Raw genomic sequence first — 26395 nt, 5'->3', positions numbered from 1 at the left:
CGGCCGCGGCACTGCATTGGATGACGCCCATTAAAAAGCCGGCCCTAAAGCCGGCTTTTTAATGGCTGCAGCACGTCAGCCGGGCGTGTGGCGCAGGTCCTCATCACGGGTTTCGCGCAGCAGCAGCAACGCCACCACCGTCACCATGCTCACCACGCCCAGGTAAATGCCCACTGAGCCGAGACCGTGCTTACTGGCCAGTGTGGTCGCCACCGCCGGCGCCAACGAGGCACCTAGAATGCCGGCAATATTGAACGTCAACGACGCGCCGGTGTAACGCACCTCGGTGGGGAACAGTTCCGACAGCAAGGTTCCCAGCGGCCCATAGGTCAGCCCCATCAGGAACAAACCGATCACCAAGAACAGCATCACCCGCAGGGTGTCACCGCTGCCGAATAGCGGCTCGAACGCAAAGCCGTACAGCACAATGGCGATCGACACGCCGATCATAGTCAGGCGGCGGCCGAAGCGTTCCGCCAGCAGCGCCGACAACGGCGTCGCCAGCGCAAAGAACACGATAGCGATCAGCTGGATCACCAGAAACTGCTCGCGGCTGTACTCCAGCTCGGTGGTGCCCCAGGTCAGACTGAATACCGTGGTCAGGTAGAACAGCAGGAAGGTGGCCACCGCCGCCATGGTGCCCAACACCAGGGTACCGGGATGGCGCCGACACACTTCCAACATCGGCATGCGCACCTGTTGCTGGCTGTCGAGCGTGGCCTTGAACACCGGCGTTTCTTCCAGCTGCAAACGGATATAGAGACCGAAGATCACCAGCACCGCACTGGCCAAGAACGGTACCCGCCAGCCCCAACTGAAAAATTGCTCATCAGACAGGAAATGCTGCAACAGCAGGAACGACCCGCCGGACAGAATGAAGCCAAGCGGCGCGCCCAGCTGCGGGAACATGCCATACCAAGCGCGCTTGCCCGGCGGCGCATTTTCGGTCGCCAGCAGCACTGCGCCGCCCCACTCGCCGCCCAGCCCCAGCCCTTGGCCGAAGCGGCACAGCGCCAGCAGCAGTGGTGCCAGCAAGCCGACCTGCGCAAAGGTGGGCAAGAAGCCAATCACCACCGTCGACACACCCATGGTCAGTAGCGCTGCCACCAGCGTCGCCTTGCGCCCGATGCGGTCACCGAAGTGACCGAACAGCGCCGCGCCGAACGGCCGCGCGAAGAAGGCAATGGCGAAGGTGGCCAGCGACCCCAGCAGCCCAGACATCGGATCATCGCTGGGGAAAAACAGCTGCGGGAACACCAGCACCGCAGCGGTGGCGTAAATATAGAAATCGTAGAACTCGATAGTGGTGCCCACCAGGCTGGCGAACAGCACCCGCGAGCGCGGATTGACGGGAGTCTCGGCGACGGTCATGGGGTCCTCGTGGATGGTCTGCCGCAGTGCAGCGCGGCACAGGCGCGAAAGTGTACCCGATTTCAGCGGGCGCACGGCGCCGAACTCAGGGCGCGGGCCGCTCCAGCGGCTCCGCCAGCCGCGCGGCCATCAGGCGTGCATCCTGCAGCCGCCGCAGCGCCTGATACCACTGTTCGGCCTCGACGTAATCGCGGCGCAGGTAGTTGAGCCACTGCTTAACACGGCCGGACTCCTGGCTCGGTGTGCCAGTGCCCAGCAACAACCCAGCATAGTGGGTCAGCCACGGGAACACCTGCTCCCACCCGCCGGCCGGCAACTGGCGGATACGGCGCGCCAAGAACGGGTCGCTCACGGCGCCACGGCCCACCATCAAGGTGTCGCAGCCGCTGTCCTGCCGACAACGCTCGGCGTCCGCCGCGGTCCAGATTTCGCCATTGGCGATCACCGGCAGCGCCACTGCCGCACGCACCTCGGCAATGCGGTCCCAGTACGCCGGCGGCCGGTAACCTTGCGTCTTGGTGCGGCCATGCACGGTGAGCCAACTGGCCCCAGCGGCGGCCACCGCATGGGCGTTGTCCAACGCCCGCGCATCGCTCTCGTTGCCGAGTCGCATCTTTGCCGACACCGGAATCGCCGCCGGCACCGCCCGCCGCACCGCCGCGATGATGTCGTGCACCAGCTCTGGCTCATCCAGCAGCACTGCACCCCCGCGGTGGGCGTTCACAGTTTTAGCCGGGCAACCAAAATTCAGGTCGATGGCCGGCGCGCCCAGCTCCACCGCCCGCGCCGCGTTTTCCGCCACGCACACCGGGTCCGAGCCAAGCAGTTGCAGATGCACCGGGGTGCCGCTGAGCGTACGCGCACCGGCCAGCAGCTCCGGGCACCAGCGGTAGAACACCTTCGGCGGCAACAGCGTGCCGCTGACGCGGATGAACTCCGACACGCACCAGTCATAGCCGCCCACCTCGGTGAGCACCTGCCGCAGCCAGTAATCCGCCAGACCCTCCATCGGGGCCAGTACCAGTTTCATTGTCAGCCTTGCTTCGAACCAGGAGCGCAGCGGGCGGCTACGCGGGGTGCACACTATATAGTGCCGGCCGGCGGCGAACGACTGGCGCACCGGTTTGACTCTCCCTGACCGGTCTTTTAGTGTTCCCGCGCCCCTGCGTCGTGCGACAATCGCCGCCAGGCGCGGCTTCGGGCAGGAGGACCCTCGTACCATGGCAGCCAAACCCAAACCGCTCCAACTGGAGCAGGCTCTGGCCACACTGGACACGCTGGTGGAGCGCATGGAATCCGGCGAGTTGTCGCTGGAGGAGTCGCTGAAGGCGTTCGAGGAGGGCATCCGCCTAACCCGTGAATGCCAGCAGGCGCTGCAGCAGGCGGAGCAGAAAGTCCGCATCCTGCTCACTCCCCAGGCCGGCGCCGAGCCCACCCCTTTCCATGACGAGGATGACGATGACCCGCGCGGCGGATGATCTTTCAAGTTTCATCGCGCAGTGCCGCGACCGGTTCCAGACCGCTTTGGAGTTTGCCCTGCCGCTAGAACACGGCGCGGCGCCACGGTTGATGGAGGCGATGCGTTACGCGGCGCTGGGCGGCGGCAAGCGGCTGCGCCCGCTGCTGGCCTACGCGGCCTGCCAAGCCTGCGGCGGCAAGTTGTCGCAGGCCGACATCCCGGCAGTGGCAGTGGAGTTGGTACACGCTTACTCGCTGGTCCATGATGATCTGCCAGCGATGGATGACGACAGCCTGCGCCGTGGCCAGCCGACCTGCCACATTGCCTTTGATGAGGCCACCGCTATCCTCGCCGGCGACAGTCTGCAGACCCGTGCGTTTGAACTGTTGGCCAATTCCGGTGACTACAAGGATGGCCAGCGACTGGAAATGATCCGCGCGCTGAGCCACGGCGCCGGTGTATCCGGCATGGCAGCCGGCCAGATGCGTGACATCGAGGCCGAAGGCCGGGCGCTGACACTGGAAGAATTGGAGCGCATCCATTACCTGAAAACCGGCCGGCTGATCACCGCCGCGCTGTTGATGGGCGCCATTGCCGCCGATGCGCCGGCGGAAATGCAAGATACCTTGGCACGCTTTGGCGACCTGATCGGCCTGGCGTTCCAGATCCAGGACGACATTCTGGATGTGACCTCCACCGCGGACGTGCTGGGCAAACCCAGCGGGTCCGATGCCCGGCACGGCAAGAGCACCTTTCCTGCCCTGCTTGGACTCGACGCCAGCCGCGATCGCGCGCAGGCACTGTGCCGGGAAGCGCACCAGCTTCTCGACGGCATCGCTGAAGGCCGCAATACCGGTCCATTGCGGGATCTGGCCGACTACATCGTCGGACGATCCCACTGAACCCTAGCCCCGGGGCGGCTATACTTGGCCGCCCCCGACCGACAGACCGAGCCCCGCATGGCGAAGACCTTTGACGAGATTCCGTTGTCGCGGCCGCATACGCCGCTGCTGGACCGCCTGGACAGTCCAGCGGACCTGCGTGCGCTGCCGCGCACGCAACTGGCCCAGGTCGTTGATGAGCTGCGCGCCTACCTGCTGTATGCCACCGGCCAAGCCGGCGGCCACTTTGGCGCCGGCCTCGGCGTGGTCGAGCTGACCGTTGCCCTGCACTACCTGTTCAACACCCCGCACGACCGACTGGTGTGGGATGTGGGCCATCAGACCTACCCGCACAAGATTCTCACCGGACGCCGTGAACAGCTGACCACCATCCGCCAAGAGGGTGGCCTGTCCGGGTTCCCGAAACGCTCCGAATCCGAGTACGACACCTTTGGCGTCGGCCACTCGTCCACCTCCATCAGCGCCGCGCTCGGTATGGCGCTGGGCGCGCAGATGGCCGGTGAAGACCGCCGCGCGGTGGCCATCATCGGTGATGGCGCCATGACTGCTGGCCAAGCGTTCGAGGCGCTCAACCACGCCGCCGACACCAAAGCCAACCTGCTGGTGATCCTGAACGACAACAATATGTCGATCTCCCACAGCGTCGGCGGCTTGGCCAACTACTTCGCCCGCATCTGGGCGTCGAAGAGCTACATTGCGCTGCGCGAAGGCGGCAAGAAAGTGCTGTCAGCAATGCCAGCTGCGTGGGACTTCCTGCGCCGTACCGAAGAAAGCATGAAAAACATGGTCAGCCCGGACGCGCTGTTCGAGTCGATCGGCTTCAACTACATCGGCCCCATGGACGGTCACGACTTAGACGAGCTGCTCGACACGCTCGCCAACTTGCGTGACCTGAAAGGCCCCCAGTTGCTGCACATCTACACCACCAAGGGCAAAGGCTTCGCGCCGGCCGAGCGGGACCCGGTGGGCTACCACGCGATCGACAAAATCGAGCCAAATAAGAAGCCGGTGGTGGTGCCAGACCGTCCGAAAGTGAAGTACCAGGATGTGTTCGGCCAGTTCCTATGCGACATCGCTGAGCAGGACAGCCGCGTCGCCGGCATCACCCCGGCGATGTGCGAAGGCTCCGGCATGGTGGCGTTCTCGCAACGGTTTCCAGAACGCTTCTACGATGTGGCGATCTGCGAACAGCACGCGCTGACGCTGGCCGCCGGCATGGCCTGCGAAGGCCAGAAGCCGGTGGTGGCGATTTACTCCACCTTCCTGCAACGCGCCTACGACCAGCTCATCCACGACGTGGCATTGCAGAATCTGGACGTGACGCTGGGCATCGACCGCGCCGGTCTGGTGGGCGAAGACGGTGCCACCCATGGCGGCGTGTTCGACATTGCCTACCTGCGCACAGTGCCGAACATGATCATTGCCGCGCCGTCCGACGAGAACGACTGCCGCCAGCTGCTCTACAGCGCTTGGCAGCACCCCGGCCCGTCGGCGGTACGTTATCCACGCGGTACCGGCCCCGGCGCCACCATTCAGGCCGCATTCAGCGACCTGCCAGTGGGCACCGCCCGGGTACTACGCGAAGGCAGCAAAGTGGCCATCCTGTCGTTCGGTGCGCTGTTGGAGAACGCGCGCGCCGCCGCCGAAGCACTGGACGCCACGCTGGTGGACATGCGCTGGGTGAAGCCGCTGGACGAGCCACTGCTGCGCCGGCTGGCGGACCAGTGCGAACTGCTGGTGACGCTGGAAGATCACCAGCGCATGGGCGGTGCCGGCAGCGCCGTGAACGAGTTCTTTGCCGGTGAAGGGCGAACGCCGTCACTGCTGAACTTGGCGCTGCCGGATGACTTCATCCACCACGGCAAACGTGACCGGCTGCTGGCCGAGCACGGTCTCGATGCGCCCGGCATCATCGCCGCCGTGGAGGCGCGTCTGGCTAGCCCGCGCGCCAACGCCGCCCACGCCTGATAGCACAGGGCCGCCTCGCGGCGGCCCTGTCAGCACGGCATTATCTTAGCCATCAGACGCCGATCAGCGCCAAGATGCCCCACAGCACCAAGGCCGCATACACCCCCGCCACCAAGTCGTCGACCATGATGCCCCAGCCGCCCTCGATGCGGCGGTCGAGCCAACCGATTGGCCACGGTTTGAGCACATCGAAGAAGCGAAACAGCGCAAAACCCAGCACTAGGTTCAACAGCGTCGGCGGCACCGCGATCATGGTGATCAGGAAGCCGGCGATCTCATCCCAGACGATACCGCCATGGTCGTGCACACCGAGGTCCCGCGAGGTGCGCCCGCACAGCCAAGGACCGACCGCGATCACCACCGCAGTGGCCAACAGGTAGCCCCACAGCGGCAGCGGCAGCAGCAGCGCCCACACGGGAATCGCCGCCAACGTACCAAAGGTGCCCGGTGCTTTCGGTGCCAAGCCGCTACCGAAACCAAACGCCAGGAAGTGCACCGGATTGCGCATCGAAGGGCGCCGCGGCTCAGTCATCATTAGACTCCGAAAAGTGGTTCCAGCCCTGGGGTAACACCGGCAACAGGCGGCCGCTGGCATCGCGCAACCGCAGCCCCGGCTCTGCATCGATCACGCCCAGCACCTGTGCGCCATCCGGCAGCGGCTGCGCCGGCGGCAGGGTGAACAGCAGCAGGTAATCATCGCCGCCGGACAGTTGCAGCGACAGCGGCACCTCGCCACAACGCTGCTGCCAATCTTTTAGTACCGGCGAGCGTGGCAGTGCCGTCAGCGCTAGCGTCGCGCCCACGCCACTGGCGGTGAGGATGTGGTCCAGATCCGCCAGCAAGCCGTCGGACACGTCAATGCAGGCGCTGGCGCGGCCACGCAAAGCGCGCCCCAGCTCCAACTGCGGTTGCGGCCGGCAAAAGCGCGCCACCACCGGCGCCTCATGCCAGCCCTGCTGCCACGCCAATAGTCCGGCAGCCGCTTCACCGGGGCAGCCGACCATGCAGATGCGGTCACCGGGCTGGGCGCCCTGCCGCCGCAGCGCTTGGCCACGCGGCACCTCGCCGCTGACCTGCACCGTGATCGACAGCGGTCCGCGCACCGTATCGCCGCCCACCAGCGCGATGCCGGCCTGCTGCGCCAGTGCCGAGAAGCCGTCCATGAAACCATTGAGCCAATCGCGCTCCACCGCCGGCAGGCTCAGGCTCAGCAAGCACCAGCGCGGATCGGCCCCCATCGCGGCCAGGTCTGACAGGTTCACCGCCAGACTGCGCCAGCCGATATCGGCAGCGGGAAAATCATCAGGAAAGTGGCGCCCCGCCACCAGCGTATCGAGGCTCATCACCACTTGGCAGCCGGGAGTCGGCTCGAGGATGGCGCCGTCATCGCCCACTCCGAGCACCACACCCGGCGCCGCCGCTGCGGTGCCGAAGTAGTGCCGGATCAGGGCAAATTCGTCCATGGCGATCAGCGGGCGCCGATCTCGGCCTGGCGGCAGCGGCGCGCCACCTTGTCGAGCACGCCGTTGACGTACTTAAAGGAGTCCTCGGCGCCAAACACCTTGGCCAATTCGATGCCTTCGTTGATCACCACGCGATAGGGCACGTCGAGGCGTTCGAGCATCTCAAAGGTGCCGATGCGCAGGATCACTTTCTCGATCTGCGACAGCTCCTGCAGCCGACGGTCGAGCGCCGGCTCAAACAGCGCGTCGATCTCATCGACGCGGCGCGGCACGCCGACTAGTAGCTCGTGGAAATACACCACGTCCACCTTGCGCATGTCGTTCTCGGCGCGGAAGTGGGCTTCGATTTCGTGCAGCGGCTGGCCAGCCAGCTGCCACTGGTACAACGCTTGCAAGGCGAAGCGGCGCGCTTTACGGCGCGCGGAAGGGGATGGGGCTGCACTCATTACAATTGCTTCAACAGGCTGACCATTTCCAGCGCCGACAGCGCTGCTTCGGCCCCTTTGTTGCCGGCCTTGGTGCCGGAACGCTCGATCGCCTGCTCGATGCTGTCCACCGTCAGCACGCCGAACGCCACCGGGACGCCGGATGCATTCTGGATCGCCGCCACGCCTTTGGCGGCTTCACCGGCGACATATTCGAAGTGGGCGGTGCCACCACGGATCACTGCGCCGAGCGCGATCACCGCATCAAAACGGCCACCGTCGACCACGCGTTTAACTGCCACCGGCAGTTCCCAGGCACCCGGCACGCGGATGATCTCGATGTCGCCCGGCTCCACGCCGTGACGCACCAGCGCGTCCACCGCGCCTTCCAGCAGGGCTTCCACCACAAAGCTGTTGAAGCGCGCCACCACCAGTGCGAAACGGCCGCTGACGCCGACCAGGCGTCCTTCGATGGTCTTGATGTCTTTCATGGCAAAACCCTTGTCTGTCGTGGGAACCGGCCGCCTCGGGCAACCGGCAAACGGCGGCCATTGTACTCTGAAATGACCGCTGCGGACGCTTTCGTCACGGCTTTTGCCGCACCCCGCCGGGGGGACTGTCCAGCGCCGGGGTTTCAGTTAAGCTGGAACCCCTTGTCTGCGGAGAATCTTGTTCCATGAAACTCTATATCAAGCCCGGCGCCTGCTCCCTGGCCCCCCACATCGCCCTGTGCGAAGCCGGCTACGACGTCGAGACCATTGCCGTGGACCTTGCGGCAAAAACGCTGCCCGACGGCAGCAGCTATCTGGACGTGAACCCGCGGGGACAGGTACCGGCACTGGCCTTGAAGTCTGGCCGCATCCTCACCGAAGCAGCGGTGATCCTGCAGTACATCGCCGATCAGAACCCCGGCGCCCACCTGCTGCCAGGCTACGGCACCGAAGACCGCTATTTCACGCTGGCATGGCTGAACTGGGTGTCCACCGAACTGCACAAACGGTTCGGCCCGCTGTTCACCCCCGGCACCAGCGAAGAGGCCAAGCAGGCCGCCCGTGACGGCTTGATGCAGCAGTTCGCCAAGCTCGAAGCACGGCTGGTGGAATCCAACTACCTGGCCCAAACCGGTTACTCGATTGCCGATATGTATTGCTTCGTGGTGCTCGGTTGGGCCCAGCACGTCGGCCTCGACCTGAGCGGCTTCCCGCGGGTGCTGAGCTACCAGGCCCGCATCGCCGAACGTCCGGCGGTGCAGCAGGCACTGCGCGAGGAAGGGCTGCTGTAAGCAGCCCTCGGGCGCCCTGGCGTCAGGGCGCCTCAGCCGCGACGGACGATGCAAATACCGGGCACTGGTCCGGCTGGTGCGCCGCCGCGCCACGCTGATGCAGCACCACGCCACCAATCACCATTGCCGCCAACACCGCCAGCGCCATCCATTTCTGGCCACCGGGGCGGCCATGCCAACCACCGCGATACACCACCACAGCCCACAGCAGCCATGCTAACAGCCATAGCGGCCGCACCAAGGGCGCGCCCAGCAAGCTCACCGCAGCCAGCGCAAAGCCAACCTTGGTATCAGCGCAGTAGCCAGTGAAGTACGCCACCAACGGCGGATAGAAAAACAGCGGAGCAAGAATGACCCAAACCCAGGGACGCATGATGACCTCGTGCAGTGCAGTGGCGCACGCCCTCAGGCAGAGGGCGACACGTATTCGACAATTTCCAGATCAAACCCGGACAACGCATTGAAGCGCATCGGCGAGCTCAGCAGCCGCATGCGCTGGACGCCGAGGTCACGCAGAATCTGCGAGCCGGTGCCAATGTTGCGGTAGGCCGGACCATCGGTGCGCGGCGCCCGGCGGGCGTCGGAGAAGTAATGGTCGATCATGCCCTGCACATCGCGCTCGCCCTCTTCCGGCGCCAACAGAATCACCACCCCAGCGTCGACGCTGGCCAGCTCATCTAACACCCGGCGCATATTCCATGCCGAGCGGCCGGTCTCCACCGCGCCAAGCAGATCGCGCAGCGGGTCGAGGATGTGGACCCGCACCGTGGTCACCTGCTCAGGACGGATCTCGCCCTTCACCAGCGCCACATGGGTGCAGCTGTCGACGCGATCGCGGAATGACACCAGCCGCAGCGGCCCGTGTTCGGTGTCCAGCGCGCGGTCAGTCACCCGCTCCACGGTTTTCTCGTGCAGCATGCGGTATTCGATCAGATCAGCGATGGTGCCCATCTTCAGGCCATGCTCGGCGGCGAACTTTTCCAAGTCCGGCCGCCGCGCCATGGTGCCGTCTTCGTTGAGCACTTCACAGATCACGCCCATCGGTGCCAGCCCGGCCAGCACCGACAAATCGCAGCAGGCCTCGGTGTGACCGGCACGGCGCAGCACGCCGCCCGGCTCCGCCATCAGCGGGAAAATATGCCCTGGCTGCACAATATCGGCCGCCTTCGCATCCGGCGCCGCCGCCGCTTGCACGGTCCGCGCCCGATCGGCGGCAGAGATGCCAGTGGTAACGCCTTCCGCGGCTTCGATCGACACCGTGAATTTGGTGCCAAAACCGGAACCATTGCGGGTCACCATCAGCGGCAGTTCCAGCTGCTCGCAGCGCTCGCGGCTCATCGGCATGCACACCAGCCCACGCGCATGGCGAATCATGAAGTTGATCGCCTCCGGAGTGCAGTGCTCGGCGGCCATGATCAGGTCGCCTTCGTTTTCGCGGTCTTCGTCATCCATCAGGATCACCATGCGACCGGCGCGGATGTCCTCGACCAATTCCTGGACAGTATTGAGTGCCATCGGGATTACCTTTTCACGAAGCCGGCTTGAGCCAGAAAATCCAGCGTGATGCCGCTGCCAGCGCTGGCATCCGCCGCCGCGTCGCCCTGCAGCAGTCGCTCCAGATATCGGGCGATCAGGTCCACTTCCAGGTTCACCTCGGTGCCGACTTTCCAGCTGCCGATGGTGGTGACTTCCTGAGTATGGGGAATGATATTGAGCGAGAACTCAGCGCCGTTGACGCTGTTCACGGTGAGGCTGATGCCGTCCACCGTGATCGAGCCTTTGCCGGCGATGTAACGCGCCAGCGCGGCCGGCGCCTCAATATCGATGCGGGTAGAGCGGGCATCGTCTTGCATACGCACCACTTTGCCGACCCCATCCACGTGGCCTGATACCAGATGTCCGCCCAAACGGGTGGTGGGCAGCAGCGCTTTCTCCAGGTTCACCGGGGCGCCGGGGCGCAGCTGCCCAAGCGAGGTTTTCTGCAGCGTTTCCACCGACACATCGGCGCTGAAACCGTCGCCGGGCAGGCTGGTGACGGTGAGGCAGACACCATTGACGGCGATGGAGTCGCCCAGTTGTACATCAGCCAGATCGAGGGCACCGGTGGCCACCGTCAAGGTGACGTCGCCGCCGTTGGGGGTCAGCGCCTTGATGATGCCTTTGGCTTCAATGATGCCGGTAAACATGGTCAGTCTCCGTAGCAGGGTCGGCCACGCCGTTTAAGGCGCCGGCACGACATCGTAGGTCAGGCGCAAGTCATCGCCGAGCGCACGCAGATCACGCAGTACCAAGCGTTGCTGCTGCGCCATGTGGGTCAGCTCCCACCGCGCCAGTGGCCGCGCACCGGCACCCAGTAGGGTCGGCGCCATGTATACCACCAGCTCATCGACGCAGCCGGCCGCGAGGAACGCCCCGGCAACGCCGGCACCGGCTTCCACCAGTACCTCATTGCAGCCGCGCTGCGCCAACAGCGTCAGCACCGCCGCCGGCGAGCTGTCGGCCGCCAGCACTTCGGCACCGGCAGCGCGCAACGGCGCCGCAGCGGCGTCATCGTCGCACAGGATCAAGCACGGCGCCGGCTGCTGCAACAGTGGGGTGTCGGTGGGGGTTTCCAAGCGCCGGTCGAGCACCACCCGCAGTGGCGCGCGCAGTGGCGCGTCGCCGTAGTCGCTGTGGGCCCAAGTTTCCGGCCGCACCGTCAGTGACGGGCGGTCGTATTTGACGGTGCCGACACCGGTGACAATGGCGGAGGAACGCGCCCGCAGCCGCTGTACATCCTCACGCGCCGCCGGGCCGGTGATCCATTGCGACTCACCGCTAGCCATGGCCGTGCGGCCGTCCACGCTGATCGCCATTTTCAGCCGCACCCAAGGGCGGCCGCCGGCCATACGCTGGGCAAAACCCAGGTTGAGCGCCCGCGCTTGGCTTTCGAGCAATCCCACCGCCACCTCGATACCCGCGGCACGCAGCCGCGCCAGACCCTGTCCCGCCACCTGCGGATTAGGGTCCTGCATCGCCACCAGCACCCGCGCCACACCGGCGTCCACCAACGCATCGGCGCAGGGCCCGGTACGGCCAGTGTGAGAACACGGCTCCAGCGTCACATAACAGTCGGCACCGCGGGCGGCCGTACCGGCGTTAGCCAATGCGTGGCGCTCCGCGTGGGGCTCACCGGCGCGCACATGCCAGCCTTCGCCCACCACTAGGCCATCGCGCACCAGTACGCAGCCGACACGGGGATTGGGATCGGTGGTGTAAAGGCCGCGCTGCGCCAGTTCCAGCGCACGTGCCATGTGGGTGTGATCAGCAGCGGTGAAAGCCATGCGGACAGGCTCCGGCAGCGGCCGGGCGGCTCAGGCGCCGGGGTCCGGCGAGGAGGAACGGCCGTCGCGCTCCAAACGCTCCACTTCCGCGCGGAAGTCGGAAATGTCTTGGAAGCGGCGATAAACCGAGGCAAAGCGTACGTAAGCCACATCGTCGAGTTGGCGCAGCTCGCCCATCACCAACTCGCCCAGTTCACGGGCGGGCAATTCGCGTTCGCCGGAGGCGCGCAGGCGGTGGCCGATACGGGTGATGGCGGCCTCCAGGTCTTCCATGCTGACCGGGCGCTTCTCCAGCGCGCGCAGCATGCCGGCCCGCAGCTTGGCATCATCGAACGGTTCGCGGGTGCCATCGGACTTGATGATGCGCGGCATCACCAACTCGGCAGTTTCGAAGGTGGTAAACCGCTCTCCGCAGCTGAGGCATTCACGCCGCCGCCGCACCTGGCCGCCATCGGCGACCAGACGCGAGTCGATGACCTTGGTGTCCTCAGCCGCGCAGAACGGGCAGTACATCGATTACTGCTCGTACACCGGGAAGCGGGCGCAGATTGCTTCCACCTGGCCACGCACCCGATCGACCACCGACTCATCGCCGAGGTTGTCGAGGATGTCGCAGATCCAGCCGGCCAGTTCACCGCACTCGGCTTCCTTGAAACCACGCGTGGTCACCGCCGGGGTGCCCAGACGGATGCCCGAGGTCACGAACGGGGAGCGCGGGTCATTCGGCACCGAGTTCTTGTTCACGGTGATATGCGCCCGGCCCAGTGCGGCGTCAGCATCTTTACCGGTGATGTCCTGCTTGATCAGGCTGAGCAGGAACAGGTGGTTCTCAGTGCCGCCGGACACCACTTCAAAACCGCGGGCCACAAACACCTCAGCCATGGCTTGGGCGTTGCGGATCACCTGCGCTTGGTAGTCCTTGAACTCCGGCGCCAGCGCTTCCTTGAAGCACACAGCCTTGGCGGCGATCACGTGCATCAGCGGGCCGCCTTGGGTGCCCGGGAACACTGCTGAGTTGATTTTCTTGGCAATGTCTTCGTTGTTGGTCAGCACCAAGCCGCCACGGGGACCGCGCAGGGTCTTGTGGGTGGTGGTGGTGACCACGTCAGCGTAGGGCACCGGGTTCGGGTACAGACCCGCGGCAACCAGACCGGCCACGTGGGCCATGTCGACCATCAGCAGCGCGCCGACTTTGTCGGAGATCTCACGGAAACGCGGGAAGTCCAGCGGCTGGGAGTACGCGGAGAAGCCGGCGATGATCATCTTCGGCTTGTGCTCCAGCGCCAGGCGCTCCAGCTCGTCGTAATCGATCAGGCCGGTGGTGGTGTCGATGCCGTACTGGACTGCGGTGTAGGTCTTGCCAGAGAAGTTCGGCGCCGCACCGTGGGTCAAGTGGCCGCCATGAGCCAGGCTCATGCCCAGCACCACGTCGCCCGGCTGGATCAGGCCGAGGAACACCGCGCCGTTAGCTTGTGAACCGGAGTGCGGCTGTACGTTGGCGAACTTGGCGCCGAACAGCTCGCAGGCACGGTCGATGGCCAGTTGCTCAATCACGTCAACGTATTCGCAACCACCGTAGTAACGCTTGCCCGGGTAACCTTCGGCGTACTTGTTAGTGAGCTGGGTACCCTGTGCCTCAATGACCCGCGGTGAGGCATAGTTTTCAGAGGCGATCAGCTCAATATGCGCCTCCTGACGACGATCTTCGCCTTCGATGGCGGCCTGAAGCTCGGGGTCAAACTCCGCAATGGTCAAGGATTTAGCAAACATGGGCTACCTTACAAGTGAGGGGTTGCGAGTGGGGCTGCATTCTAACCGAAACAAACCGGCGGGGCACTTTTAAGCGCCCCCGAACGCCGCTGAGAAATACTCATCGTCACAGCGACTGTCGTAACGACAGCGACAGCGACAGACTTCGGGCACGATCGAGATCGCCACGGTCACTCCCCAGGGCCACCTGCCAGCCACCGCCAGCACTGCCCGCAGCCAGCCACCATTGCTGCTGACGCACCTCATAACCCAGCTGCGGCGTCCCCCACCAGCCTTCGAAGCGCAGCGCCGGTCGCACCCACACGCGACCGGCATAGTGCTCGGTATCCAACTGCCAGCCGGGTCCGCGCCAGCGGGGTTGCCCGCGCACCTGCAGCTGCCCGTACGGCTGCAAGCGCTGCCGATAGCGATGGCGATCGCGGCGGCCAGAGAACGCGGGTGCCAGCGCCACGCCACCCTGACGGCCGGCAACGCTAAAACGTCCGGTGGTCAGTGGCGCCTGCTGCCAGTCCATGACGCCCACATCGTCAAGCTGTGCACGCAGCCGCCAACCGGCGCCCTGATAGGTAGCGCTCAAGCCCAGCGCCAGTCCCGCCCCGCTCCCCGGCGCAGCAGGATCGTCCAGCAACAGGTCATCGGAATAGCGGTAACGCAGCTGCGCCTGTCCCTGCGGCAGCCCGGACGGCGAGCGCGTCAGATCACCGTGCAGCTGCCCAGACTGGAACTCGCGGCCGCTCAGCAGCGTGATCGACGGGGTCAATGTCCAACGGCCGGACGACGACCAGCGATAGCCAAGCTGCACACCCTGCGCCCACAGGTGCTCAGCCCGCAACCGCACTTTGGCATGCTGCGGTAATGCGCCTCGCTGGCGATCGTGCCAGTAGAGCGCCGCCGTCGCGTCGTTAAAGCGCAGCAGGTAGTCGTAGCGTTGCTGGTAAGCGAATTGCCAATCGCCAGTGTGCCAACTGAGCGTCAGCCGGTTGCGGGTAAACGCCAACTTGCCGCGCTGCAGCGGACCGTCCCAGTCGTGCCAGTAGCGCTGGATCGCCATCGGCTCACTGACCGCGCGCAGCTGCAACGACATGGCCACGGACTGCGCCGCCGCCGCGACCGGCACCGCACACAGTAACAGCCCCACAGCAACGGGGCCGCAAAAGCGGCCCCGAGCAGGTTCAGTAGAGACTCTCAATGCTGTCATCGAGCCAGGTGACCATGTACACCGCGCCCTCACGCCGCACCGTGCCCAACGCCTGACCTTGGCGCTCGATACGGCCACTGAGCTCGCCGCTAACGGCATCGCGGCTCAGCAGCAGTCGGGTGCCGTCGCGATTGGCTACCGTCACCTCGGTCAGCGGCTGCAACTGTGGGGTGCTGAAGGTCAGCGCCACCGGCGTCTGGTCGGCTTCCTCCCAGTTCAATTTCAGACTCGCGTTGCCGGCGCGGTAGCCGGTGCGCTGCATGTCCAACTCCAGCTGCATCGTCGGCAGGCCAGCGGCCAGGCGACCTTCGGTACGGGCGTGGAGAACGCCGGACAGGTAGCCCCCGTCACGTTCGTGATCCGGCGCCATGCGCACCAAGTACGCCGGCAGTGTGCCCTGCTCCGCCGTGAACAGGTCGTTGCCATAACGGTCATGGGACGGCTGCCAAGACAGCGGCTGCAGCTGATAAGTGCCTTCCCCGGTCACCGGCACCGGCCCCAGGCGCTGGCTGATTTCTTCCAGCGTCCAGCCGCGCAGAGCGAGACGGAGATCGGCGGCCAACTCGTCCTCGGTGAGGTACACCGACTCGATACAACCGGACTCCTCCTCGCTCCACCAGAAACCAGCCTCAACGCACGCAGGTTCGCTGAGCTGCGTATCGAGCACTTCATAGAACCAGGCTGACTCCAGCGGCCACTCGAACTGCTCACCACAGGTCGCCTTGCCATGGGCAGCGCAGTCCACGTAGACGCCATCCGGCCCCTGCTGGTGCAAACGCAATTGCACACCGTCTTGGTCGGTGCCGAGGGTCAGGGTTACTTCATTGAGCCCCGAGTCGTAGGCGTAGCCGGCGCGGTCGTCGAAACGGCCACCTTGCTGGCGCGCGGCAAAGCGCGCGGCGTTGTCGATCACCATCTCCAATTCCGCCACCAGCGGCTGCTGGTCGTCCTGCTCAAAGCGTCCGTCCAGCACCAAGGTGTGCGGTATCGGGCTGACCAACGGCAGGTTGGGATTGGCCGCATGCATCGCCGGTGACGCCACCAGCCCCAACTCGAGGCGGCCGGTGAAGCGCTGCTGCGCGTCGCCATCACCCACCGCCAGCACCGCATCAAGCACCAGATCCACCGAGGTCAACTGCAGCGCGCCGGGCGCTTCCAAGCTGCCAGCGAAGGCTTCGCCAAGGGTGAAGTCCAGCGCCGAGCCGCTATTGATCTGCAGTGACAGACCGTCGCCCTGCACCGTGCCGGAGAACGGCAGCTGCTGGGGCCCGGCACCCAATGCCAGGTCACCGTCTTGGCTGAAGCGTGGCTGCTCGAGCGCCAACGCCACGTACCAGATCGGGCTATCGGCCACGTCATCCGCGCGCAGGCTCACGTCCTGCAACTGCCAGCGCTGGCCCTCGCGCATCAGCTGGCCGCCGATAAAGCGGCTGGCAAATGCCTCCACGTACGCTTCGACACAGGCGTCGTAGTCGGCCATCCAAGGGCCTTCACACACCCGCCAGGGCACATTGTTGTGCGCATAGCGGCGGGCGAGCTCGGCAATGGCTTGCGGACCATCCGGCTCGCCTTTAATCACCACGCTTTCCAGGTGCTCGCCGGCCACCTGCATCACGTCACGCAGCACCGGCAGCAGCTGCGCATGCTCGCCGCCCAGCAGCTGACCCGCCTGCTGCAGGCGTGCCGGCAGCGTGTCCGGATCATGGTCCGGGTGCGCGGGATCCAGCCCACTCTCGAAGACCTCCAGGCTGGCAGCCGCCACACCGCGCACCTGCGCCACCAACGCCTTGGCGGCGTCCAGCGCGCTTTGCTCCGCGGGGCTCAGGCGCGGCGCCGGCAGACACAAGTCGCCGTCACAGTGCTCATCGATCGCATCGTTGATCTGCTGGCTCGCACGCTGGCGGACGCTCTCCAGCTTGGCGCGCAGTTCCGCCTGTTTGGCTGCATGGGCATCGGCCGCCGCTTGCGCGGTCGCCGCTGCAGCATCGCGCAGCGCCAACAGCCGCTCGCGCTCCAGCGCCATCTGCTGTTCGCGCATCTGCTCACGGCGCTCATCCAACCACGCAGGTACCCCTTGCTGCCCGTTTTGGTAAGCGTCCTGCTCCACCGCGGCGTTGAGCACCGCTGTGACCAGCTCTTCCACTGAAGCGCGTGCCACCGCTTCGGGGTCGGTGAGGTCGACACCAGACGGCGGCAAGTAGGCCGGCGGGCTCGACAAACCAAACAGGTCTTGAACGATCTGCCCGGCCCGGGCAGCCGTCAGCTGCTGCTCGCGGGCTAACATATCCTGCAACGTAGTCAGCACGTTGATGGGCAACGCCGCGGCGCGCTGTCCGTCCTCCACCACCAGCAGACCGGAAAGCACCAGCGTAGAGGTGGGATAGGTGGCACCGAAACCGACTTCAACCCCACCACCACTGCGGCATTGCGGTGCATCGCATACCACATGGCCGTTGCCTTGCTGCAGGCTGCCTTGCTGTATGAGAACCCGGTACAAGGACGACCCAGGCTCGACGCCGACATAAAAGTTAGTCGCGGCGGACATCTCGCCAGCCGCCGCTGGCGGCGCCATCGGCAGTACCGGCAGCGAGAAGTGGCCTTGGTCATCGGTCTTAACCACGCCAAGCGTACGGCCCCAGGCGTCCTGCACCGCTACCTGGACGCCTTGCGCGACCCCCTTCATAACGGTGCCGGACACCGTCACCCCGGCTGACGTCGGATTGCGATCACGGCTGCTGCCGCAACCCACCGTCGTCAGCAATAGCCCGCACAGCAGTGCGGCCCCCCAATAGCGTTTCATGCAGCATCCCTCTTCTATTTTTTGGTGTAGTCCTTCGTTCAACGCACAGCCATGGCCGCACCTGCGCTCAATGGGCGCAGGCGGACCACGACACTGTCTGTGAATTCGCTAGCGGCGCGCGGCCCCCCGCCGCGCACCGGAAAATTGGATGATTACGCCGTTTACGCCACGGCGGCAGCGTTCAATTGCTCGCGCGCCAACGCACGCGCTTCCTGCTGGGCGGCGGCCGGCAGCCGCTCGGCGGCGGCGGCATCCAACACGATGCAGGACCGGGCATGGGTCTTGATGGCGGTCGCCGGAATCTGCTCCGACGGCGCACTGCCGTGAATCGCTTCCATGATCGGCGCCTTGCTACGGCCGGTGGCCACAAACAGCAGCTCGCGGGCTTGCAGGATGTCGCGCAGGCCCATGGTGATGGCGCGACACGGCACCACCTCCCCAGCGTCGAAGAAGCGGGCGTTGTCGTGGCGGGTTTGCTCCGACAATTCCACCACATGGGTGCCGGCATCAAACGGCGTGCCCGGCTCGTTGAAACCAATATGGCCGTTGCTGCCGACCCCCAACAGCTGCAGATCCAGCCCGCCGGCGGCAGCAATGGCGCCGCTGTAACCGCTGCTCTCAGCAGCTAGGTCAGCCGCGATACCGTTCGGCACCCGCGCTTGGCCCGCCGCCAGCGGCAGATGGCGGAACAAGTGCTGATCCATGTAGTAGGCATAGCTTTGGCTGTGGCAGGGCGACAGCCCCACATATTCGTCCAGGTTGAAGGTGGACAAGCCAGACAGCTCCAGCGGCTGCTGCGCCAACAGTGCCAACAACTCGGCGTAGACCGGCTCCATGGTGCCGCCGGTGGCGAGCCCCAATACCGCCCGCGGGCGACGGGCCATGACCCGGTACAACTGCCGGGCTGTATAGCGGGCGACATCCTGGACGTCATCAAAAATCAGGTACATGGGCGTGAGGCTCTCTGCAAATTCCCTCTCGAAGTCATGCCGGCTGCGGGGTGACAGCACACCCGACACTCCGGACACCCGTGCGAGAGCGGTTAATTCACCGCCCCGGCGCAAGCGCCCACTTACGGGGTTGGCACCGTTTTGCCACGTGCTCCCCGCCAGCGCCGCCCATTATCCCGACCGCGGCTCCGGCAGCAAGCGCCGCGCCGCCCGCCACGACCGTTTTTGGCTCAGGCTGCGATGCCGCCCACAGCGGCCGGCCGGTCGCCACGCCAACCGATTGCGGTATGCTCGGCAGCGTTTCCTTATCCGATGGAGCCGCAACCGATGGATTCGCTGACTCAAATTGTGCTTGGCAGCGGCGTCGCCAGTGCCGTGATCGGCCGCCAAATCGGGCGCCGTGCGGTGGCATGGGGTGCGCTGTGCGGCACCCTGCCGGATCTGGACGTGCTAGTGCGGTTCGCTGATCCGGTGGCGCAGTTCACCTACCACCGCTCCGCCAGCCACTCGCTCTTAGTGCTGACCGTCCTCACACCACTGCTGGTGTGGCTAGCACGGCGCGTGCATGGCCCCCAGCTGGCCTCGCGCGGGCGCTGGTTTTTGGCCCTGTGGCTGGCGTTGATCACCCATCCGCTGCTGGATGCACTGACGGTGTACGGCACCCAACTCTGGTGGCCACTCACCGATTACCCGGTGAGCATCGCCTCGGTGTTCATCATTGATCCGCTTTACACGCTGCCGCTGCTGGCCGCCATGGTGCTGGTCTGGCGCCAACGTGGCAGCGCCGCCAGCGTGCGCTGGAACAACGTGGCGCTGGCGGTGAGCAGCCTTTATCTGCTGTGGGGCGGCGGCGCTAAGTTATGGACCGAGCACCGGGTCCAAGCCGATTTGGTACGCCAACAGGTGCAGGCCGAGCGGGTGCTGACGGTGCCGGCGGCGTTCACCACCCTGCTGTGGCGGGTGGTGGTGATCGACGGCGACCGGTTCCGCGAAGGCTTTTACTCGCTGGTGGACGGTGATGCCGCACCGCATTGGGGACCGTGGCAGCCGCGCCACGCCGAGCTGCTGGCGCCACTGGCCGGACACTGGCCAGTGGCGCGTTTGCAATCCTTCACTCACGGTTTCTACGCTGCCGCGGTGGACGGCGCGGGCCGAGTGTCGATCAGCGACCTGCGCATGGGCCAGCAGGGCCAGTATTTCTTCTCGTTCGTGGTCGGCCAGCAGGCGGCGGACGGCAGCGTGAGCGCACTGCCGACCCAGCGCGCCGCGCGGGACACTGACGGCCGCGCGCTCGGCTGGCAGTGGCAACGGCTCTGGAATGCCGCCACCCCGTGGCCGGAGACTAACGCCCAAGCGACTGATTTGTATTGAGTATTAAAATTGTCACTTGACAGATACTGGCCGCCGATCGTTTGATGGCGGCCTGTTCCCCTTTTGAGACCCTTCATGGACGCCGACACCGTCGAGCCCTCGAGTTGTAGCTGTACCCGCCTGATTAACCCTGTGACCTGCCGTGGCCTTGTCCCGGTGCCCCTGCCCAGTAGCGGGGTCGCGTCATGATTGAATTGCTGATGGACCCATCGGTCTGGGTCGCACTGCTGACGCTGGTGCTGCTCGAAATCGTGCTCGGCATCGACAACTTGGTGTTCATCGCCATCCTCGCCGACAAGCTGCCGCCGGAGCAGCGCGACAACGCGCGCCGCATCGGTTTAGCACTAGCGCTGGTGATGCGCCTCGGCCTGCTGTCGGTGGTGTCGTGGCTGGTGACCCTCACTACCCCGCTGTTCCACATCGGTGACATGCCGTTCTCCGGCCGCAACCTGATCCTGTTACTGGGTGGGCTGTTCCTGCTGTTTAAAGCCACCACCGAGCTGCATGAGCGGCTGGAAGGGGTCAGCAGCCACAGCAGCGGCCCGGCGGTGTACGCCAGTTTCGCCTCGGTGGTGGTGCAGATCGTGGTGCTGGATGCGGTGTTCTCGCTGGATGCGGTGATCACCGCCGTGGGCATGGTCGACCAGCTGCCGGTGATGATGGCGGCAGTAGTGATCTCCATTGGCATCATGCTGGTGGCGTCCAAGCCGCTGACCGAGTTCGTCAACGCCCACCCGACGGTGGTGGTGCTGTGCTTGGCGTTCCTGCTGATGATCGGCTTCAGCTTGGTGGCGGAAGGCTTTGGCTGGAAAGTGCCGAAAGGCTACATCTATGCCGCCATTGGCTTCTCGGTGATGATCGAGTTCTTCAACCAGCTGTCGAGCCGCAATGCGGCCCGTCACGAACAGCGGCTGCCGTTCCGAGAACGCACCGCGCGCAAGGTGCTGGCGCTGCTCGGCACCGCCCACGACAGCTCGGCACCGGAAGCCGGCCGCGCGCGCCTGAGCGCGGCTGCCGAGGGCTTTGCCCAAGAAGAGCGCCACATGGTCAGCGGTGTGCTGACGTTGGGCGACCGCAGCGTACGCTCAATCATGACGCCGCGTCCGGAGATCGTCTGGATCGACAACCAGCTACCCACCGCACAGTTGCTGGACACCCTGCAGCAGGGCGTGCGCACCGTGTACCCGGTGTGTGACGGCGATCTGGAGAACATCGTCGGCGTTGGCCGCGCCAAGGATTTGCTGCGCGATTTGACCCAGCATGGTGCGCTGCAGCCGGATACCCTGCGCGAGCCGCTCTATATCCAGGAACACGCCAACGTCATCCGGCTGATCGACACCCTGCGCCGCAGCCGCAACCACTTGGCCATCGTCACCGACGAGTACGGCGATGTGGTGGGGCTGGTAACGCCGATGGATGTGCTGGAAGCCATCGCCGGCAACCTGCCGGAAGACAACGAAGCGCTGGACATCGAGGAAGTGGCGCCCGGCCATTGGTCGGTCCAGGGCGGCGCCGACATTCACCAGCTCGCGCAGATGCTGGAATTAGAGGCCCTGCTGCCCACCGACGAGGACTACAGCACCGCCGCCGGCTTCGTGCTCAACCGTCTTGGCAGCCTGCCCCAGGCCGGCGAATGGGTGGACGAAGGCCCCTGGCGCTTCACCGTGGTCGACGCTGATGCCAAGAGCTTGCGTAGCCTGAGCGTCACCCCGGTCCCCCCGGCCACGCCCCCACTGCCCGCCTGAATGCGGCGCCCCCGCCACCGGGGGCGCCCTTTCAACCGCCGCCGCTTTCGGCTAGTTTAGGCGCACTTTTTCCCGCCTCCCGCAATCTGTGGAGCGGCCCGCTTTCTGTCTCAATTGGCGCACAGGTCCTATGTCCCAATACATTTTCACCATGGATCGGGTGGGCAAAATCGTCCCGCCGAAAAAACACATCCTGAAAGACATTTCGCTGTCGTTCTTCCCCGGCGCGAAAATCGGTGTGCTGGGCCTCAACGGCTCCGGTAAATCCACCCTGCTGCGCATCATGGCCGGCGTTGACCAAGACTTCATCGGCGAAGCGCGCCCGCAGACCGGCACCAAGATCGGCTACCTGCCGCAGGAACCGGAGCTGGACAACAGCAAGACCGTGCGCGAGGTGGTGGAGGAGTCCGTCAGCGAAATCCGTGACGCCCAGCAGCGACTGGAAGAGGTGTACGCCGCTTATGCCGACGAAGACGCCGATTTCGACAAGCTCGCCAGCGAGCAGGCGCGGCTGGAAGCCATCATTGAAACCGCTGACGCCCACAACCTAGAGCGCAAGCTGGAAATCGCCGCCGACGCACTGCGCCTGCCGCCCTGGGATGCCAGCGTCGAGCACCTGTCCGGCGGTGAGCGCCGCCGGGTAGCACTGTGCCGCTTGATCCTGTCGGCGCCGGATATGCTGCTGCTGGACGAACCCACTAACCACTTGGACGCCGAGTCGGTGGCCTGGCTGGAGCGCTACCTGCACGACTTCCAAGGCACTGTGGTAGCGGTCACCCACGACCGGTACTTCCTCGACAACTCCTGTGAATGGATCCTGGAGCTCGACCGCGGCGAAGGCATCCCGTGGAAAGGCAACTACACCTCCTGGCTGGAGCAGAAAGAAGCCCGCCTGGAGCGTGAACAGAAAGCCGAAAGTGCCCACCGCAAAACGGTGGAAAAAGAACTTGAGTGGGTGCGCCAGAACCCGAAAGGCCGCCGCGCCAAGAACAAAGCCCGGGTGGCCGCGTTCGAGGAACTGGCCAGCGTCGAGTTCCAAGAGCGCAACGAAACTCAGGAACTGTACATCCCGCCGGGGCCGCGCTTGGGTGAGAAGGTGTTCGAGGTGGCCGGGGTCGCCAAGCACTTCGGCGACAAGCTGCTGTACGAGAACCTCAGTTTCTCAGTACCGCGCGGTGCCATTGTCGGCATCATCGGCCCCAACGGCGCCGGTAAAACCACCCTGTTCCGCATGCTCACCGGTGCCCACCAACCGGATGCCGGCACCATCGAAATCGGTGAAACGGTTCAGCTGGCCTACGTTGACCAAAGCCGCGACGACTTGGCCGGCGACAAGACGGTGTGGGAAGAAGTATCCGAGGGTCTCGACATCCTCAAGATCGGCAACTACGAGGTGCCGTCACGCGCCTACCTGGGCCGCTTCAACTTCAAAGGCCAGGACCAGCAGAAGCGGGTGAAAGACCTGTCTGGCGGTGAGCGCAACCGTCTGCACCTGGCCAAGCTGCTGAAGCAGGGCGCCAACGTGTTGCTGTTGGACGAACCGACCAACGACTTGGACGTGGAAACTCTGCGTGCGCTAGAAGAGGCACTGCTGGCATTCCCAGGCTGCGCCATCGTGATTTCGCACGACCGCTGGTTCCTGGACCGCGTGGCCACCCACATTCTCGCCTTCGAAGGCGATTCGGAAGTGGAGTGGTTTGAAGGCAGCTACACCGAGTACGAAGAGTACCGCCGCAAGCAGCTCGGCGACGCCGCCCTGCAGCCGAAGCGGACCAAGTACAAGAAGATCGACGTCTGAGTGTTGGGCGGATCACAAACACGGGCGCTGCGGCGCCCGTGTTTGTTACTGCCGTCAGCGCCGCGAGCCGAGCACGCCCAAATGAGTGAACGCCACCCCGCGCGCTGATTTAAGTCCCCAACCCAACGCGCGGTCGAAGCCAATACGCGCCGTCCAGATCAGCCCGACCGCCAGCAGCAGCGGCGGCCCGCCGCCAGCCCCGAGCGCTAAACACAACAGCGCGCCCACATAGCTGTGGCTAAGGTTGTAGCCCCAAGCTCCGATCCGTGGCCCCAGTAGGTACAGCAGCAAAGGCGCATCCAACGCCAAGAAACCCAATACGAACCCACCCCAACCGGCCCCCCAGCGGCTGTACGCCAGCAGACTGACCCACAGCACCGCCAGCCCTTCCAGTTGCAGTATCCGTTTCACACCGGTCTCCATCGCATCCTGCTCCGTGTCGCCGCTCTGCTGCCCTGCTGCCAGCGTGCCGTAACGTCGTGACAGTTTGCGGGTGCCCTGTAGCACCCCCCAAGCTAGGCGCTAGCGCAACGTCCGCTCCCGTTGGCCCAGCAACACGTGATTGCCACGCCGCCGCGGTTTGGCAGCGACCCGCGACGCTGACGGCGCCTGCGATCAGGCGGTACCGGCCATAAAAAAGCCCGCGACACCGGCCATGACACCGGTGCCGCGGGCGAGTCAGAACCGCTCAGCGCCGAAAGGTCAGCGGCCGCGCGCCTTGGCCGATTGCCCGGCGATGCCAAAGTGCTGCTTGGGCAGCTCCTGTAGCAACACCCGCACCGTGTCCTGTGGCACGCCAAGACTGGCGACAATGGCGTCGGTGACAGCGGCAATCAGCGCTTCTTTCTGCGCGTCATCGCGGCCTTCCATCAGATGGATATGGGCGATCGGCATGGCCGCCTCCTCAGAATGCTTTGACCAGTGACAGTCGGATCAAAGTGCCCTTGGGCCCGTTGTCGCCGATCTCGTTTTTAACGGTGAACTCTTTATAGGCGGCCCCTTCCAGACCAATGCCGTGGCTTGGCCAGAAGTAACCCACCGAGGCGCCGGCGGCATGGGCTTCGGATTTGTCATCGTCCATGCCGAGCTGGTTGTAGCCCACCAGCGACCAATCCACGCCTTGCACGGTACGGCTCAGCGCCCACTCCAGCGTCAATTGGTCGTCGATGGCGCCGCGGGTGGGCGCCTCGTAGCGGCCCAGCAGCGACACGCTGGTGGCGCCGTCACTGTCGAGCAGGTAGGTGCCGCCCAGGGTGAGCATTAACGAGCTGTAGCCCAGCCCCGGGTCCGCCGGATGGTCATTGCGACCCACGTCAGACCACAGCCCCAGCCCGGCCACCGAGTGCCAACGCTCGCCGTGCCAGCCGAGGAAGCTGCCAGCAAACACATCGCCAATACCACCGTGCTTGTCCTTCAGCACGCCCTTCACTTCAAGGTCGGTTTGGATCAACGGAATGATGGTTTCAAAGCCGAGCTGGCCGCCCAGCACTTGGGTGTCCGACACAAAGATCAGGCGGTTAGCGAGTGCGGTGACGTCCACATCCAGATTGCGATCGTCGGCCCCGTAATGGACCGCATCACCCTTGTAATAGAAACCCGGCGGCGGCACCGCAGCGGCGCGGGTGCCCTCAATACCGGCCACATAATGGCCAGCGTGGGCGGTGGCAGACAGACCCAGCAGGGCCGCGCTGGTCCAGATCAAATATTTCTTCATGGTAGGCCTCACGTCATTGTTGGCTGTTGTTATGCGTGTGTTATGCGTGGAGCGGCGCGCCTCATACAAAGCGCGCGCTGATGGAACCCAACCCTTGGTACCGGATGTTGATGGCATCGCCTTTGTTGACGGTGACCGCTGCGGTGATGCCGCCGGTCATGATGAAGGTGCCGGCGGGAATTTCTTCGCCGCGCTCGCCGAGCATATTGGCCAACATCGCCACCGACGCCGCCGGATGGCCGAGCACCGCAGCGCCAGCGCCGGTGGCCACCACTTCGCCGTTAATTTCCATCACTACACCCAGCGTTTTCACGTCCACATCTTCCAGCCGCGCCATGCAACCACCGGTAATGAACCGGCTGGATGAGCAGTTATCGGCAATCACGCTGGTGAGGTCGAATTTGAAATCGCGATAGCGCGAATCGATCACTTCCACCACCGGCAGGATGAAGTCGGTGGCGCGCATCACGTCACCGATGTGAATGCCGGGGCCTTTCAATGGCGCCTTGGTGACGAACGCAATTTCCGCTTCGATCTTCGGGTGAATCAGCTCGTCCACCACCACGTCACCGCCTTCCGGTACCGAGAAATAGTCCGCCAGGAATCCGTAGATCGGCGTTTCCACGCCCATCTGAGCCATCTTGGCCCAGGACGTCAGGCCCATTTTCAAACCCACCACCTTGTGGCCGCGCGCTTCTTTGCGGCGGCGGATTTCCCATTGCACGTCGTAGGCGTCGGCGAAGGTCATGGCCGGGTAATCGGCGGTAATTTTGGTAATGTCGTGGGCCTGCAACTCCGCGTTTTCCACGTGTTCGGCCAACGTTTTGATCTGTTCCGGGGTCAGGGTGCGGGTCAT

At 65.0% G+C, this 26395-nt stretch carries 26 protein-coding genes; 7 read left to right on the top strand and 19 right to left on the bottom strand.

Annotation, left to right across the window (positions count from 1 at the left end):
* Nucleotides 1–75: 75 nt before the first annotated feature.
* A complete protein-coding gene (locus AB5I84_RS02770) occupies nucleotides 76–1371 on the bottom strand; it encodes an MFS transporter (protein WP_369454305.1) in 1296 nt (431 codons plus the stop codon).
* Between the two features lie 85 nt (nucleotides 1372–1456).
* Nucleotides 1457–2401, bottom strand: coding sequence for a tRNA dihydrouridine synthase (locus tag AB5I84_RS02765; protein ID WP_369454304.1), 945 nt, complete (start codon nucleotides 2399–2401; stop codon nucleotides 1457–1459).
* 190 nt (nucleotides 2402–2591) lie between these two features.
* Between AB5I84_RS02765 and AB5I84_RS02760 the strand changes: the two genes are divergently transcribed.
* The 3 genes from AB5I84_RS02760 to dxs are packed head-to-tail and all read left to right on the top strand — an operon-like array spanning nucleotide 2592 to nucleotide 5700.
* Entirely contained in the window at nucleotides 2592–2849 is a 258-nt protein-coding gene (locus AB5I84_RS02760; protein ID WP_369454303.1) for an exodeoxyribonuclease VII small subunit, read from the top strand.
* Entirely contained in the window at nucleotides 2830–3732 is a 903-nt protein-coding gene (locus tag AB5I84_RS02755; protein ID WP_369454302.1) for a polyprenyl synthetase family protein, read from the top strand. The genes AB5I84_RS02760 and AB5I84_RS02755 overlap by 20 nt, the downstream gene beginning before the upstream one ends.
* A 57-nt stretch (nucleotides 3733–3789) precedes the next feature.
* Nucleotides 3790–5700: a 1-deoxy-D-xylulose-5-phosphate synthase gene (dxs, locus tag AB5I84_RS02750; RefSeq protein WP_369454301.1), complete on the top strand. Its 1911-nt coding sequence runs from the start codon at nucleotides 3790–3792 to the stop codon at nucleotides 5698–5700.
* A gap of 52 nt (nucleotides 5701–5752) precedes the next feature.
* Here the strand turns inward: dxs and AB5I84_RS02745 are convergent, their stop codons facing one another.
* The 4 genes from AB5I84_RS02745 to ribH are packed head-to-tail and all read right to left on the bottom strand — an operon-like array spanning nucleotide 5753 to nucleotide 8079.
* The gene (locus AB5I84_RS02745; protein WP_369454300.1) at nucleotides 5753–6232 is read right to left on the bottom strand and encodes a phosphatidylglycerophosphatase A family protein; all 480 of its coding nucleotides are present in this window, start codon (nucleotides 6230–6232) and stop codon (nucleotides 5753–5755) included.
* On the bottom strand, nucleotides 6225–7163 hold the full coding sequence (thiL, locus tag AB5I84_RS02740; RefSeq protein ID WP_369454299.1) for a thiamine-phosphate kinase: 939 nt from the start codon (nucleotides 7161–7163) through the stop codon (nucleotides 6225–6227). Before thiL ends, AB5I84_RS02745 begins: the two co-directional genes overlap by 8 nt.
* Nucleotides 7164–7168: 5 nt before the next feature.
* On the bottom strand, nucleotides 7169–7609 hold the full coding sequence (nusB, locus tag AB5I84_RS02735) for a transcription antitermination factor NusB (RefSeq protein WP_369454298.1): 441 nt from the start codon (nucleotides 7607–7609) through the stop codon (nucleotides 7169–7171).
* Nucleotides 7609–8079 carry a 6,7-dimethyl-8-ribityllumazine synthase gene (gene ribH, locus AB5I84_RS02730; protein ID WP_369454297.1) on the bottom strand — a complete coding sequence of 157 codons (471 nt, stop codon included), beginning with the start codon at nucleotides 8077–8079 and terminating at the stop codon, nucleotides 7609–7611. Before ribH ends, nusB begins: the two co-directional genes overlap by 1 nt.
* 185 nt (nucleotides 8080–8264) lie before the next feature.
* On the opposite strand from ribH, the gene gstA reads away from it, so the two are divergent.
* The gene (gene gstA / locus AB5I84_RS02725; RefSeq protein ID WP_369454296.1) at nucleotides 8265–8870 is read left to right on the top strand and encodes a glutathione transferase GstA; all 606 of its coding nucleotides are present in this window, start codon (nucleotides 8265–8267) and stop codon (nucleotides 8868–8870) included.
* A 22-nt stretch (nucleotides 8871–8892) separates the two neighbouring features.
* On the opposite strand, the gene AB5I84_RS02720 is transcribed toward gstA, so the two are convergent.
* From AB5I84_RS02720 to AB5I84_RS02680, 9 genes are all read right to left on the bottom strand, one after another.
* Entirely contained in the window at nucleotides 8893–9243 is a 351-nt protein-coding gene (locus AB5I84_RS02720) for a hypothetical protein (protein WP_369454295.1), read from the bottom strand.
* A gap of 32 nt (nucleotides 9244–9275) precedes the next feature.
* Nucleotides 9276–10385 carry a bifunctional 3,4-dihydroxy-2-butanone-4-phosphate synthase/GTP cyclohydrolase II gene (gene ribBA, locus AB5I84_RS02715; protein WP_369454294.1) on the bottom strand — a complete coding sequence of 370 codons (1110 nt, stop codon included), beginning with the start codon at nucleotides 10383–10385 and terminating at the stop codon, nucleotides 9276–9278.
* A gap of 5 nt (nucleotides 10386–10390) precedes the next feature.
* Nucleotides 10391–11056 carry a riboflavin synthase gene (locus AB5I84_RS02710; protein ID WP_369454293.1) on the bottom strand — a complete coding sequence of 222 codons (666 nt, stop codon included), beginning with the start codon at nucleotides 11054–11056 and terminating at the stop codon, nucleotides 10391–10393.
* 33 nt (nucleotides 11057–11089) lie between these two features.
* Nucleotides 11090–12193 (bottom strand): bifunctional diaminohydroxyphosphoribosylaminopyrimidine deaminase/5-amino-6-(5-phosphoribosylamino)uracil reductase RibD, encoded by a 1104-nt coding sequence (gene ribD / locus AB5I84_RS02705; protein WP_369454292.1) that lies wholly within the window; start codon nucleotides 12191–12193, stop codon nucleotides 11090–11092.
* 30 nt (nucleotides 12194–12223) lie between these two features.
* Entirely contained in the window at nucleotides 12224–12706 is a 483-nt protein-coding gene (gene nrdR, locus AB5I84_RS02700; RefSeq protein ID WP_369454291.1) for a transcriptional regulator NrdR, read from the bottom strand.
* Nucleotides 12707–12709: 3 nt separating this feature from the next.
* Nucleotides 12710–13963 (bottom strand): serine hydroxymethyltransferase, encoded by a 1254-nt coding sequence (gene glyA / locus AB5I84_RS02695; RefSeq protein WP_369454290.1) that lies wholly within the window; start codon nucleotides 13961–13963, stop codon nucleotides 12710–12712.
* 106 nt (nucleotides 13964–14069) lie between these two features.
* Nucleotides 14070–15047 carry a hypothetical protein gene (locus AB5I84_RS02690; protein ID WP_369454289.1) on the bottom strand — a complete coding sequence of 326 codons (978 nt, stop codon included), beginning with the start codon at nucleotides 15045–15047 and terminating at the stop codon, nucleotides 14070–14072.
* Nucleotides 15048–15135: 88 nt separating this feature from the next.
* Nucleotides 15136–17961, bottom strand: a complete 2826-nt coding sequence (locus tag AB5I84_RS02685; RefSeq protein WP_369454288.1) for a hypothetical protein — start codon at nucleotides 17959–17961, stop codon at nucleotides 15136–15138.
* 161 nt (nucleotides 17962–18122) lie between these two features.
* Nucleotides 18123–18911, bottom strand: a complete 789-nt coding sequence (locus AB5I84_RS02680) for a glucosamine-6-phosphate deaminase (protein ID WP_369454287.1) — start codon at nucleotides 18909–18911, stop codon at nucleotides 18123–18125.
* Between the two features lie 327 nt (nucleotides 18912–19238).
* On the opposite strand from AB5I84_RS02680, the gene AB5I84_RS02675 reads away from it, so the two are divergent.
* The 3 genes from AB5I84_RS02675 to ettA all read left to right on the top strand — a co-directional run bounded on the left by AB5I84_RS02675 (nucleotide 19239) and on the right by ettA (nucleotide 23825).
* A complete protein-coding gene (locus AB5I84_RS02675) occupies nucleotides 19239–20282 on the top strand; it encodes a metal-dependent hydrolase (protein WP_369454286.1) in 1044 nt (347 codons plus the stop codon).
* 185 nt (nucleotides 20283–20467) lie between these two features.
* On the top strand, nucleotides 20468–22027 hold the full coding sequence (locus AB5I84_RS02670; protein ID WP_369454285.1) for a TerC family protein: 1560 nt from the start codon (nucleotides 20468–20470) through the stop codon (nucleotides 22025–22027).
* Between the two features lie 130 nt (nucleotides 22028–22157).
* On the top strand, nucleotides 22158–23825 hold the full coding sequence (ettA, locus tag AB5I84_RS02665; protein ID WP_369454284.1) for an energy-dependent translational throttle protein EttA: 1668 nt from the start codon (nucleotides 22158–22160) through the stop codon (nucleotides 23823–23825).
* Nucleotides 23826–23879: 54 nt separating this feature from the next.
* On the opposite strand, the gene AB5I84_RS02660 is transcribed toward ettA, so the two are convergent.
* From AB5I84_RS02660 to dmpH, 4 genes are all read right to left on the bottom strand, one after another.
* Nucleotides 23880–24236, bottom strand: a complete 357-nt coding sequence (locus tag AB5I84_RS02660) for a DUF4260 family protein (protein ID WP_369454283.1) — start codon at nucleotides 24234–24236, stop codon at nucleotides 23880–23882.
* 291 nt (nucleotides 24237–24527) lie between these two features.
* On the bottom strand, nucleotides 24528–24719 hold the full coding sequence (gene thmT, locus AB5I84_RS02655; protein WP_369454282.1) for a 2-hydroxymuconate tautomerase: 192 nt from the start codon (nucleotides 24717–24719) through the stop codon (nucleotides 24528–24530).
* Between the two features lie 10 nt (nucleotides 24720–24729).
* Nucleotides 24730–25539 (bottom strand): SphA family protein, encoded by an 810-nt coding sequence (locus tag AB5I84_RS02650; RefSeq protein ID WP_369454281.1) that lies wholly within the window; start codon nucleotides 25537–25539, stop codon nucleotides 24730–24732.
* Nucleotides 25540–25600: 61 nt separating this feature from the next.
* Nucleotides 25601–26395 (bottom strand): 2-oxo-3-hexenedioate decarboxylase, encoded by a 795-nt coding sequence (gene dmpH / locus AB5I84_RS02645; RefSeq protein WP_369454280.1) that lies wholly within the window; start codon nucleotides 26393–26395, stop codon nucleotides 25601–25603.

This window comes from Alcanivorax sp. REN37 (genome assembly GCF_041102775.1).
GTDB classification, from domain to species: domain Bacteria; phylum Pseudomonadota; class Gammaproteobacteria; order Pseudomonadales; family Alcanivoracaceae; genus Isoalcanivorax; species Isoalcanivorax beigongshangi.
This window is presented reverse-complemented; position numbering and strand designations above follow the sequence as displayed.

What these genes read in the sequence shown, in the direction of transcription:
- thiL (WP_369454299.1), bottom strand. Translation starts at nt 7,163, where the DNA reads ATGGACGAATTTGCCCTGATCCGGCACTACTTCGGCACCGCAGCGGCG.
- ribBA (WP_369454294.1), bottom strand. Translation starts at nt 10,385, where the DNA reads ATGGCACTCAATACTGTCCAGGAATTGGTCGAGGACATCCGCGCCGGT.
- gstA (WP_369454296.1), top strand. Translation starts at nt 8,265, where the DNA reads ATGAAACTCTATATCAAGCCCGGCGCCTGCTCCCTGGCCCCCCACATC.
- AB5I84_RS02755 (WP_369454302.1), top strand. Translation starts at nt 2,830, where the DNA reads ATGACCCGCGCGGCGGATGATCTTTCAAGTTTCATCGCGCAGTGCCGC.
- AB5I84_RS02670 (WP_369454285.1), top strand. Translation starts at nt 20,468, where the DNA reads ATGATTGAATTGCTGATGGACCCATCGGTCTGGGTCGCACTGCTGACG.
- AB5I84_RS02675 (WP_369454286.1), top strand. Translation starts at nt 19,239, where the DNA reads ATGGATTCGCTGACTCAAATTGTGCTTGGCAGCGGCGTCGCCAGTGCC.
- AB5I84_RS02760 (WP_369454303.1), top strand. Translation starts at nt 2,592, where the DNA reads ATGGCAGCCAAACCCAAACCGCTCCAACTGGAGCAGGCTCTGGCCACA.
- dmpH (WP_369454280.1), bottom strand. Translation starts at nt 26,395, where the DNA reads ATGACCCGCACCCTGACCCCGGAACAGATCAAAACGTTGGCCGAACAC.
- AB5I84_RS02720 (WP_369454295.1), bottom strand. Translation starts at nt 9,243, where the DNA reads ATGCGTCCCTGGGTTTGGGTCATTCTTGCTCCGCTGTTTTTCTATCCG.
- nrdR (WP_369454291.1), bottom strand. Translation starts at nt 12,706, where the DNA reads ATGTACTGCCCGTTCTGCGCGGCTGAGGACACCAAGGTCATCGACTCG.
- ribD (WP_369454292.1), bottom strand. Translation starts at nt 12,193, where the DNA reads ATGGCTTTCACCGCTGCTGATCACACCCACATGGCACGTGCGCTGGAA.
- AB5I84_RS02680 (WP_369454287.1), bottom strand. Translation starts at nt 18,911, where the DNA reads ATGTACCTGATTTTTGATGACGTCCAGGATGTCGCCCGCTATACAGCC.
- AB5I84_RS02710 (WP_369454293.1), bottom strand. Translation starts at nt 11,056, where the DNA reads ATGTTTACCGGCATCATTGAAGCCAAAGGCATCATCAAGGCGCTGACC.
- glyA (WP_369454290.1), bottom strand. Translation starts at nt 13,963, where the DNA reads ATGTTTGCTAAATCCTTGACCATTGCGGAGTTTGACCCCGAGCTTCAG.
- AB5I84_RS02765 (WP_369454304.1), bottom strand. Translation starts at nt 2,401, where the DNA reads ATGAAACTGGTACTGGCCCCGATGGAGGGTCTGGCGGATTACTGGCTG.
- dxs (WP_369454301.1), top strand. Translation starts at nt 3,790, where the DNA reads ATGGCGAAGACCTTTGACGAGATTCCGTTGTCGCGGCCGCATACGCCG.
- AB5I84_RS02685 (WP_369454288.1), bottom strand. Translation starts at nt 17,961, where the DNA reads ATGAAACGCTATTGGGGGGCCGCACTGCTGTGCGGGCTATTGCTGACG.
- ettA (WP_369454284.1), top strand. Translation starts at nt 22,158, where the DNA reads ATGTCCCAATACATTTTCACCATGGATCGGGTGGGCAAAATCGTCCCG.
- AB5I84_RS02770 (WP_369454305.1), bottom strand. Translation starts at nt 1,371, where the DNA reads ATGACCGTCGCCGAGACTCCCGTCAATCCGCGCTCGCGGGTGCTGTTC.
- AB5I84_RS02650 (WP_369454281.1), bottom strand. Translation starts at nt 25,539, where the DNA reads ATGAAGAAATATTTGATCTGGACCAGCGCGGCCCTGCTGGGTCTGTCT.
- ribH (WP_369454297.1), bottom strand. Translation starts at nt 8,079, where the DNA reads ATGAAAGACATCAAGACCATCGAAGGACGCCTGGTCGGCGTCAGCGGC.
- AB5I84_RS02690 (WP_369454289.1), bottom strand. Translation starts at nt 15,047, where the DNA reads ATGTCGTTGCAGCTGCGCGCGGTCAGTGAGCCGATGGCGATCCAGCGC.
- thmT (WP_369454282.1), bottom strand. Translation starts at nt 24,719, where the DNA reads ATGCCGATCGCCCATATCCATCTGATGGAAGGCCGCGATGACGCGCAG.
- nusB (WP_369454298.1), bottom strand. Translation starts at nt 7,609, where the DNA reads ATGAGTGCAGCCCCATCCCCTTCCGCGCGCCGTAAAGCGCGCCGCTTC.
- AB5I84_RS02745 (WP_369454300.1), bottom strand. Translation starts at nt 6,232, where the DNA reads ATGACTGAGCCGCGGCGCCCTTCGATGCGCAATCCGGTGCACTTCCTG.